This window comes from Ramlibacter sp. (assembly GCF_035706265.1).
GTDB lineage: Bacteria > Pseudomonadota > Gammaproteobacteria > Burkholderiales > Burkholderiaceae_C > Ramlibacter.
Genome location: NZ_DASSVG010000650.1, coordinates 1 through 9,597, shown reverse-complemented (window position 1 = coordinate 9,597; position 9,597 = coordinate 1). Strand labels below are relative to the sequence as shown.

The following is a 9,597-nucleotide window of genomic DNA, read 5'->3' as shown; positions in this document are numbered from 1 at the left end:
CCACAGCGCGCGCGACCTGCTCGCGCAGCCCCTGCTCTATCACTCGACCTATCCGGAGAACTGGGCCCTGTGGGCGGAAGCGGTGGGCGCGAAGCTGCCCGCGGGCTGGCAGGGCAGCGGCTTCGACCTGGTGATCAACCTGATCGAGGCGGCGCGGGCGGGCCGCGGCGTGGCCGTGGTGCAGAAGTGCATGGTGGAAGCGGATCTCGCCTCGGGGCGGCTGGCGATGCCGGTGCCGGGCGTGGCCTCGACGGGCCGCGGCTACTACCTGTGCCGCCGCCGTGCGCTGGCGGCGCATCCGGCGGCGGAGGCGTTCTCGCAGTGGGTGCGCGCGCAGGCCGCGCTCAGCGAACCCGCATCCCCGGCTGCGCGCCGGGCCAGGGGTTGAGCACGTAGATGCCGCCGGCCTTGTCCTCGGCGTGGCTGGCGGCCAGCACCATGCCTTCGCTGACGCCGAACTTCATCTTGCGCGGCGCCAGGTTGGCCACCATCACCGTCAGCTTGCCCACCAGTTCCTCCGGCTGGTAGGCCGAGGCGATGCCGGCGAAGACGTTGCGCGTCTTCCCCTCGCCGATGTCGAGCGTCAGCCGCAGCAGCTTCTTCGCCCCTTCGACGGACTCGCAATTGACGATCTTCGCGATCCGCAGATCGACTTTCGTGAAATCGTCGATCGTGATCTCCGGAGCGATCTCTTCCCCGCCGGGGAACCCGGCCTGTTCACCCCCTCTCCCGCCTGCGGCCGTCGGGGTCCCCGCGGCGCCTTCAGGCGTCGCGGGGTGACGGTTGGGCTGGGGTGAGGGGGGAGCTTCCGCAGGCGGCTCAAACAACGCATCCACCTGCTTCATCTCCACCCGCTGCATCAGGTGCTTGTATTCGCCCACCACGTGCCCCTCGCCCAGCGGCTCGGCGGCGTTCACCCACACGAGCGGCTGGCACTTCAGGAACTTCTCCGCCTCTTCCGCCAGCTCCGGGAGCACGGGCTTCAGGCAGGCGGTCATGACCTTGAACGCCTCCAGGCATTCCGAGCAGACCCGGGCCGCTTCCTCGCCCTTGCCTTCCTTCACCAGCTTCCACGGCGCGGCCGAATCGAAGCGCGTGTTGACCTGGTCGGCGAAGGCCATCACTTCGCGCAGCGCCTTGCCGTATTCGCGGGCCTCGTACAGCTCCTTGACCGTCTCGACCAGCCGGCCCGCCTGCAGCGCGGAGAGGTCGGCCGCCACCAGCTTGCCCCCGGGCACGAACTTGACGGCGCGGCTGGCGATGTTCACGTACTTGCCGATCAGGTCGGCGTTCACCCGCGCCACGAAGTCGTCGGGATTGAAGTCCACGTCCTCGACGCGGCCATTGAGCTTGGCCGCGATGTAGTAGCGCAGCCACTCGGGATTCATGCCCAGGGCCAGGTACTTCAGCGGATCGATGCCGGTGCCGCGGCTCTTGGACATCTTCTCGCCGCTCACGGTGATGAAGCCGTGCACGTTGATCTGGTCGGGCGTCTTGCGGTCGCTGAACTTCAGCATCGCCGGCCAGAACAGGGTGTGGAAGTACACGATGTCCTTGCCGATGAAGTGGACCTGCTCCACCTCGGGATCGGACACGTACTCCTCGAAGCTGGCTTCGGTGCGCGAGGCCGGATGCCAGTGGTTCTTCGCCTGGCCCTTGTCGAAGTGGTTCTTCAGGCTGGCCAGGTAGCCGATCGGGGCGTCGAGCCAGACGTAGAAGTACTTGCCGGGCGCATCCGGGATCTCGATGCCGAAGTAGGGCGCGTCGCGGCTGATGTCCCAGTCGGCCATGCCGGCCTCGAACCATTCGCCGGCCTTCTTCGCCACCTCGGGTTGCAGCTTGCCGTCCTGCGTCCACGCCTGCAGGAACTCCACCACCTCGGGCCGCGAGAGCTGGAAGAAGTAGTGCTCGGAGCTGCGCAGCTCCGGCCGGGCACCGGTGAGGGTGGAGTAGGGCTCGATCAGCTGGGTGGGCGAATAGACGCTGCTGCACACCTCGCACGAATCGCCGTACTGGTCCTTCGCGTGGCAGACCGGGCACTCGCCCTTGATGTAGCGGTCCGGCAGGAACATGCCCTTCACCGGGTCGTAGAACTGCTCGATCGTGCGGGTGGCGATCAGGCCGTTGGCCTTCAGGCGCCGGTAGATCCCCTGGGCCAGCTCGGTGTTTTCCCGGCTGTCGGTCGAATGCCAGTTGTCGAAGCGGATGTGGAAGCCGTCGAGGTACTGCTTGCGGCCGGCGGCGATCTCCGCCACGAACTGCTGCGGCGTCTGGCCGGCCTTCTCGGCGGCGATCATGATCGGCGCGCCGTGCGCGTCGTCTGCGCCCACGAACTGCACCATGCTGCCCTGCATGCGCTGGCTGCGCACCCAGATATCGGCCTGGATGTATTCCATGATGTGGCCGATGTGGAACTTTCCGTTGGCGTAGGGCAGGGCGGTCGTGACGAAGAGCTTGCGCTGGGGCATGGGGTTTTCCTGGGGAGCCGGGCATTTTATTCTGGGTGGGTACACTGCCGGGATTACCGGACACGAAGCTATATGGCCACCCAGGAACAACTGCTTGCGGCCCTCGCGGGCGTCACGGACCCGAACACGGGCAAGGATTTCGTCAGCACCAAGGCGGTGAAGAACGTCCACGTGGAGGGCGGCGACGTCTCCTTCGACGTGGAACTGGGCTATCCGGCCAAGAGCCAGGTGCCGGCCCTGCGCAAGGCGCTGGTGGCCGCGGCGAAGTCCGTGGCCGGCGTGTCGAACGTCTCCGTCAACATCACGACCAGGGTCATCGCGCACTCCGTCCAGCGCGGCGTGCAGCTGATGCCCAACGTCAAGAACATCATTGCCGTCGCCTCGGGCAAGGGCGGGGTGGGCAAGAGCACCACCGCGGCCAACCTGGCGCTGGCCCTGGCGGCCGAGGGCGCCACGGTGGGCGTGCTGGACGCCGACATCTACGGCCCCAGCCAGCCCATGATGCTGGGCATCTCGCGCCGGCCGGAGAGCGAGGACGGCAAGACCATGGAGCCGCTGGAGAACCACGGCGTGCAGGTCATGTCGATCGGCTTCCTGGTCAACCAGGACGAGGCCATGATCTGGCGCGGCCCCATGGCCACCCAGGCGCTGGAGCAGCTGCTGCGGCAGACCAACTGGAAGGACCTGGACTACCTGGTGGTGGACCTGCCGCCCGGCACCGGCGACATCCAGCTCACCCTCTCGCAGCGCGTGCCCATGACCGGTGCGGTGATCGTCACCACGCCGCAGGACATCGCCCTGATCGACGCCCGCAAGGCCGTGACCATGTTCGAGAAGGTCGGCGTGCCGATCCTCGGCATCGTGGAGAACATGGCCGTGCACATCTGCAGCAACTGCGGCCATGCCGAGCACATCTTCGGCGAGGGCGGCGGCAAGCGCTACGCGCAGGAGAAGGGCATTGACTACCTGGGCGCGCTGCCGCTGGCGATGCAGATCCGCGAGCAGGCCGACAGCGGCAAGCCCACCGTGGTGGCGGATCCCGACAGCGAGGCCGCCAACATCTACCGCAGCGTGGCGCGCCAGGTGGCGATCAAGATCGCCACCAAGGGCAAGGATTTCTCGTCCAGGTTCCCGACCATCACGGTCTCGAAGAGCACCTGAGGGCCGCGCCATGATCGAGCGTCCCTCCATCGAGGTGGCCGTGATCATGCGCAAGGTGCGCACGGCCAGCCCCTGGGCCCAGTGGCGCTGGGAGCTCGACTCGGTGGTCGCCAACGAGGAGGCCTTCGGCGGCGAGCCGCGATTGCTGCACCGCGGCGAGGATGGCGAGCGCTGGCTGCATCCCGGCTTCCTGGTGGAGCTGTTCCGCGACGACGGCGAGGGCTACTACCTGAACCTGACTTCCCCGGCGCCGTGCTACTTCGTGCTCTGGCGCATGGAGGAGGAGCCGAGCGTGGCCGAGGAGCCGATCCCGCGGCCGCTGATCGTGAGCCTGAGCTACCACGATGCCGGCCGCTGGCTCGACGCCCAGGAGACGGTGGAACAGGTGCCGGCGCCGCAGGAGGTGATCGACTGGATGTGGGCGTTCACGCAGGAGCACTACGTGCCCGAGCCGCGCCGGCGCAAGCGGCCGGAGAGCTTCCGCCGGCTGGAAGACCGCTTCGGCCAGCCGGCCTCGGTGAGCACCCACAAGAAGTTCGGCGGGGAGCACTGAGTGTCCGAAGGATTCCTGGGCCGCTGGTCGCGGCGGAAGGAGGCGGTGCGGAAGGGCGAGGAGGTCGCGCCGGAGGCGGAGCGGCCGCAGCCCTCACCCCTGCCCTCTCCCGCAAGCGGGAGAGGGAGCCTGGAGACCGCGCCGGGGAGCCTGGAGGCTGTTCCTCCCTCTCCCTCCGGGGGAGAGGGCAGGGGTGAGGGGGCTGCGGCCCCGACACCACCCCCCACCCTCGAAGACGCCCAGGCCCTCACCCCCGCCTCCGACTTCACCCGCTTCGCCAAGCCCGACGTCGCCCCCGAAGTCAAGAACGCGGCCTTCAAGAAGCTCTTCTCCGATCCGCACTTCAACGTGATGGACGGGCTCGACGTCTACATCGACGACTACGGCAAGCCCGATCCCCTGCCGCCCGAGATGCTGCGCAAGCTCGCCAGCGCGAAGTACCTCAAGCTCTTCGACGACGAGGAGGAAGAGCAGGAAGAGCAGGAAAAGAAGACCAAGGACCCGAGGGAAGTCGCGGATCAACCCGAGGCCGGAATCGTGGCACAGTCGGGCTCCCCGACCGCGCCTGCATCACCGCCGGCCGAAGACCATGCCGATCCTGATCTGCGACTGCAACAAGACGATGCCCCTGGACCCCCAGGCCCTGGGGAAGAGTCTCGATGAAGCACTGACCCTGCACTCCACGCTGTGCCGCCGCGAGGCGGGCGCGTTCCAGCAGGCCGTGAAGAGCGGCGCCGACGTGGTGGTGGCCTGCACCCAGGAAAAGCGCCTGTTCGCCGAGCTGGGCCAGCAGACCGAAGGCGCGGTCTCCCCGGTCCGCTTCGTCAACATCCGCGAGACCGGCGGTTGGAGCCGCGACGCGAAAGCCGCCACGCCCAAGATCGCCGCCCTGCTCGCCGCCGCCAGGCTGCCCGAGCCGGAGCCGGTGCCCACCGTCAGCTACAAGAGCGCAGGCCGCCTGCTCGTGATCGGCCCGCTGGAGCAGGCCGAGCGCTTCGCCACCCTGCTGGGCGACACCCTGGACGTGACCCTGTTCGCGCGCGGCGGCAGCGGCACGCAGGAGCGCCGCTTCCCCGTGCTGGGCGGCCGCATCGACCAGCTCACCGGCTGGCTCGGCGCCTTCCAGCTCGCGTGGACCCAGGACAACCCGATCGACCTGGACCTCTGCACGCGCTGCAATGCCTGCATCGCCGTCTGCCCCGAGCAGGCGATCGGCTTCGACTACCAGGTGGACCTGCAGGCCTGCAAGAGCCACCGCGCGTGCGTCAAGGCCTGCGACGTGGCCGGCGCCATCGACTTCACCCGCGCGCCGGTGGCGCACGAGGACAGCTACGACCTGGTGCTCGACCTGCGCCAGCAGCCCGCCTTCCTGCAGCACGCGCCGCCGCAAGGCTACTTCCACCTGCCGCCGGGCGAGGAGAACGGGCCGAAGGCGCTCGCCGCCGTGATCCGGCTGCGCGAGCTGGTGGGCGAATTCGAGAAGCCGAAGTTCATCGCCTACAAGCAGAAGCTGTGCGCGCACAGCCGCAACGAGAAGGTCGGCTGCAACGCCTGCGTGGACATCTGTTCGGCCGAGGCGATCGCCAGCGAGAAGTCGCGCCAGCAGGTCAAGGTCAACACCAGTCTCTGCGTGGGCTGCGGCGCCTGCACCACGGTCTGCCCCACCGGCGCGATGACGTACGCCTAGCCGCGGCCGGGCGAGCAGGGCACGAAGATCCGCACCCTGCTGGCCACCTACGAGCGCGCCGGCGGCACCGCGCCCATCCTGCTGCTGCACAGCCAGGAGCGCGGCCAGGCTCTCGTCGAGGAACTGGGGCGGGCCGCCCGGGTGGGCGCCGCCGCGGGCGTGCCGGCCAACGTGATCCCGCTGGCCGTGTGGCACGCCGCCAGCACCGGCATCGAGCTCTGGCTGACGGCCGTTGCGCAGGGCGCGACCCACGTCGCCGTGCTCGCGACCAACGAGGAGGCGCCGCAGTACCTCGACGCGCTGGAGCAGCAGATGCAGGTGGCGCAGGCGATCCTCGAAGGCCTGGGCTATCAGGGCCGCCATTTCAGCCTGCTGCGCAGCCGCGATGCGAGCGATCTCGACCAGGACCTGCAACTGCTGGCCGCGCGCCGCGGCGCCACGCCGAAGACGCGCGCGCGCTTCGCCGTGGCCGCCGAGAAGCGCACCACGCTCGACCTCGCGCTCGACCACCTGATCGAACACGCGAGCGCGAAGCCGGAAGCCATCGCGCTGCCGGCCGGCGCGCCCTTCGGCCAGATCCTGGTCGACAAGGACAAGTGCACGATGTGCATGAGTTGCGTCGGCGCGTGCCCGGCCAGCGCCCTGCAGGACAACCCGCAGGCGCCGCAGCTGCGCATGGTGGAGGGCAACTGCGTGCAATGCGGCCTGTGCGCGAAGACCTGCCCCGAACAGGCCATCACGCTGCAGCCCCGCCTGCTGCCTGCGCCCGAGCGCAAGCAGCCGCGCGTGCTGAACGAGGCGCAACCCTATGCCTGCATCCGCTGCGGCAAGCCGTTCGGCACCCTGCGCGCCATCGAGGCCATGCTCGGGCGGCTGGCCGGCCACGCCATGTTCCAGGGCGCGGCCGTGGAGCGTCTCAAGATGTGCGGCGACTGCCGCGTGATCGACATCTACACCGCCAGCGACGAAGCGCGCATCACCGATCTATGAGCGATTCCCTGCCCACCACCAGCGCGCTGGACGAGGAAACCGCGCGCGCCGAGATCTACGGCCTGCTGTCGCAGCTCTATTACGCGGCCCCTTCGGTGCAGCTGCTGCAGGCGCTGCGGCTCGCGCCCACCGAGGCGCCGTCGCAGGGCGCCTTCCTCGAGGAGCCCTGGCGCGCGCTGGTGGGCGCCGCCCGCGCGCAGGACGATGCCGCCATTGCCGACGAATACGAGAGCCTGTTCGGCGGCGTCGGCAAGCCCGAGGTCTACCTGTTCGGCTCGCACTACATCAGCGGCTACCTGAACGACAAGCCGCTCGTGCGCTTGCGCGACGCGCTCGCGGTGCTCGGCCTCGGGCGCGACGAGGCGATGCCGGAAACCGAGGACCACATCGCCTACGAGCTGGAAGTGATGCGCTACCTGATCGCCGGCGACGACGCGGCGGTGGCCAACCTCACGCACCAGCGCGAGTTCTTCGCCGAGCACCTGCAGCCCTGGGTGCACGAGCTGTGCGACGCCATCGTCGCGCATCCGAAGGCGCGCTTCTACGCCGTGCTCGCCGAGTTCACGCGCGCCTTCATCAATGTCGAAGCGCAAGGCTTCGACATGCTCGCTTAGTCCGTACGCTCTAAGCGTTTTCCCTCGCGTCGCGTTTATTCCGTCCACTCGTCGGGGCGGAACGCGGGGCTTTGTGCCCCGTGCGCCCGCAGCGTTCGCTGTCGGGTTCCTCTCATTGCGTGATGCTTCGCGTTTTCCCTGAGCGAGCTTGGCTTTTCTTGATTGCCGTCAAAGTATTGCTCCACTACAGTTATGTGGAGAATTTCATAAGAGCTTGAAGGAGACATCCATGCCCGAATCGCAGGCCAAGCCTTCCCGCCGCGGCTTCATGCTCGGAGCCGCCGTCGCCGGCGCCGCCACTGCCGCCGTGGTCACGCTGCCCAAGTCCCCCGTCAACGAGGCGTCCGTCAACGAGACCGAGCCGCCCAAGCCCGAACGGGGCGGCGGCTATCGCTTGAGCGAACACGTCAAGCGTTACTACAAGACCACCCTCGTCTAACCCGCCGGAGGTTCCATGTTGCTGACCAAGAAGACGGGTGGCGCACAGGCTGCCCCGCGTTCACCGTTCGTGCACAGCCTCCAGCGCGGGCTGGCCTCGGCACTGCCCACGTTCGATCGCCGCACGTTCCTGCGCCGCTCCGGCCTCGGGCTGGGCGTGGGCATCGCGGCCTCCTCGCTCACGCTGGTGAAGAAGGCCCGGGCCGAGGAGGGCAAGGGCCCCGCCATCGGCGACGGCCGGGTCGAAGTCAAGCGCACCGTGTGCACGCACTGCTCGGTGGGATGCGCCATCGATGCCGTGGTGGAGAACGGCCTGTGGGTGCGCCAGGAGCCGGTGTTCGATTCGCCGATCAACCTCGGCGCGCACTGCGCCAAGGGCGCCGCGATCCGCGAGCACGGCCACGGTGAATTCCGCCTGCGTTATCCGATGAAGCTGGTCAACGGCAAGTACCAGCGCATCTCCTGGGACCAGGCCTATGACGAGATCGCGGCCAAGCTGCAGGATCTGCGCAAGGCCAGCGGCCCCGATTCCGTGTTCTGGATCGGCTCGTCCAAGCATTCGAACGAGCAGTCCTACCTGATGCGCAAGTTCGTCAGCCTCTGGGGCAGCAACAACTGCGACCACCAGGCCCGCATCTGCCACTCCACCACCGTCTCCGGCGTCGCCAACACCTGGGGCTACGGTGCGATGACGAACTCGTACAACGACCTGCAGAATTCGAAGGCGGCGCTGTACATCGGCTCCAACGCGGCCGAGGCCCACCCCGTCTCCATGCTGCACATGCTGCACGCCAAGGAGAACGGCACCAAGCTGATCGTCTGCGATCCGCGCTTCACCCGCACCGCGGCCAAGGCGGACCAGTACATCCGGTTCCGCTCGGGCACCGACATCCCGGTGCTGTTCGGCATCCTGTACCACGTCTTCAAGAACGGCTGGGAAGACAAGAAGTACATCAACGACCGCGTCTTCGGCATGGACAAGGTGCGCGAGGACGTGCTGGCCAAGTGGACGCCCGACAAGGTGTTCGAGGCGTCCGGCGTGCCCGAGGCCGAGATCTTCAAGGCGGCCCAGACGCTCGCCATGAACCGCCCCTCCACCATCGTGTGGTGCATGGGCCAGACGCAGCACTCGATCGGCAACGCGATGGTGCGCGCCACCTGCATCCTGCAGCTGGCGCTGGGCAACATCGGCGTGCCGGGCGGCGGCGCCAACATCTTCCGCGGCCACGACAACGTGCAGGGCGCCACCGACATCGGCCCCAACCCCGATTCGCTGCCCGGCTACTACGGCATCGCCGAAGGCGCGTGGCGCCACTACGCGGCGGTCTGGGGCCTCGACTACGACTGGATCAAGGGCCGCTTCCAGAACACGACCATGATGACCAAGCCCGGCATCACGGTGTCGCGCTGGATCGACGGCGTGCTGGAGCGCAACGAGCTGATCGACCAGGATTCCAACCTGCGCGGCGTCGTCTACTGGGGCCACGCGCCCAACTCGCAGACGCGCGGGCTGGAGATGAAGCGCGCCATGGACAAGCTCGACCTGCTGGTCGTGGTGGATCCGTACCCGTCCGCCACGGCGGCCATGGCGGCGATGCCCGGCGACCCGAAGGACCTCAACGCCAACCGCGCCGTCTACCTGCTGCCGGCGGCCACGCAGTTCGAGACCAGCGGCTCGGTGACGGC

Annotated in this window: 8 protein-coding genes and 1 pseudogene; 8 read left to right on the top strand and 1 reads right to left on the bottom strand. The window is 68.3% G+C overall.

What is annotated here, in order from left to right; all coding sequences use genetic code 11:
• On the top strand, window positions 1-388 hold a 388-nt coding region (locus VFM98_RS23330; RefSeq protein WP_325112286.1), incomplete at its 5' end, for a LysR substrate-binding domain-containing protein.
• Here the strand turns inward: VFM98_RS23330 and metG are convergent.
• Window positions 345-2,468, bottom strand: a complete 2,124-nt coding sequence (gene metG / locus VFM98_RS23325) for a methionine--tRNA ligase (protein WP_325112285.1) — start codon at window positions 2,466-2,468, stop codon at window positions 345-347. The genes VFM98_RS23330 and metG overlap by 44 nt on opposite strands.
• Window positions 2,469-2,540: 72 nt before the next feature.
• Here metG and apbC point away from each other — a divergent pair, with 72 nt between their 5' ends.
• The 7 genes and pseudogenes from apbC to VFM98_RS23290 all read left to right on the top strand — a co-directional run.
• Window positions 2,541-3,629, top strand: a complete 1,089-nt coding sequence (gene apbC / locus VFM98_RS23320; RefSeq protein WP_325112284.1) for an iron-sulfur cluster carrier protein ApbC — start codon at window positions 2,541-2,543, stop codon at window positions 3,627-3,629.
• Between the two features lie 10 nt (window positions 3,630-3,639).
• Window positions 3,640-4,182 (top strand): DUF3305 domain-containing protein, encoded by a 543-nt coding sequence (locus VFM98_RS23315; RefSeq protein WP_325112283.1) that lies wholly within the window; start codon window positions 3,640-3,642, stop codon window positions 4,180-4,182.
• Entirely contained in the window at window positions 4,183-4,845 is a 663-nt protein-coding gene (locus VFM98_RS23310) for a DUF3306 domain-containing protein (RefSeq protein WP_325112282.1), read from the top strand.
• Window positions 4,805-6,859 (top strand): annotated as a pseudogene (locus VFM98_RS23305) (4Fe-4S binding protein). The gene VFM98_RS23310 and the pseudogene VFM98_RS23305 overlap by 41 nt, the downstream one beginning before the upstream one ends.
• Window positions 6,856-7,473, top strand: a complete 618-nt coding sequence (locus VFM98_RS23300) for a TorD/DmsD family molecular chaperone (protein WP_325112281.1) — start codon at window positions 6,856-6,858, stop codon at window positions 7,471-7,473. Before VFM98_RS23305 ends, VFM98_RS23300 begins: the two are co-directional and overlap by 4 nt.
• A gap of 229 nt (window positions 7,474-7,702) precedes the next feature.
• Window positions 7,703-7,912, top strand: coding sequence for a twin-arginine translocation signal domain-containing protein (locus VFM98_RS23295; RefSeq protein WP_325112280.1), 210 nt, complete (start codon window positions 7,703-7,705; stop codon window positions 7,910-7,912).
• Between the two features lie 15 nt (window positions 7,913-7,927).
• A partial coding sequence (locus VFM98_RS23290; protein ID WP_325112279.1) for a molybdopterin-dependent oxidoreductase occupies window positions 7,928-9,597 on the top strand: 1,670 nt, incomplete at its 3' end.

Excerpts from the sequence above, each read along its gene's own strand:
- VFM98_RS23300 (WP_325112281.1), top strand. The coding sequence starts at position 6,856 with ATGAGCGATTCCCTGCCCACCACCAGCGCGCTGGACGAGGAAACCGCG.
- metG (WP_325112285.1), bottom strand. The coding sequence starts at position 2,468 with ATGCCCCAGCGCAAGCTCTTCGTCACGACCGCCCTGCCCTACGCCAAC.
- VFM98_RS23295 (WP_325112280.1), top strand. The coding sequence starts at position 7,703 with ATGCCCGAATCGCAGGCCAAGCCTTCCCGCCGCGGCTTCATGCTCGGA.
- VFM98_RS23315 (WP_325112283.1), top strand. The coding sequence starts at position 3,640 with ATGATCGAGCGTCCCTCCATCGAGGTGGCCGTGATCATGCGCAAGGTG.
- apbC (WP_325112284.1), top strand. The coding sequence starts at position 2,541 with ATGGCCACCCAGGAACAACTGCTTGCGGCCCTCGCGGGCGTCACGGAC.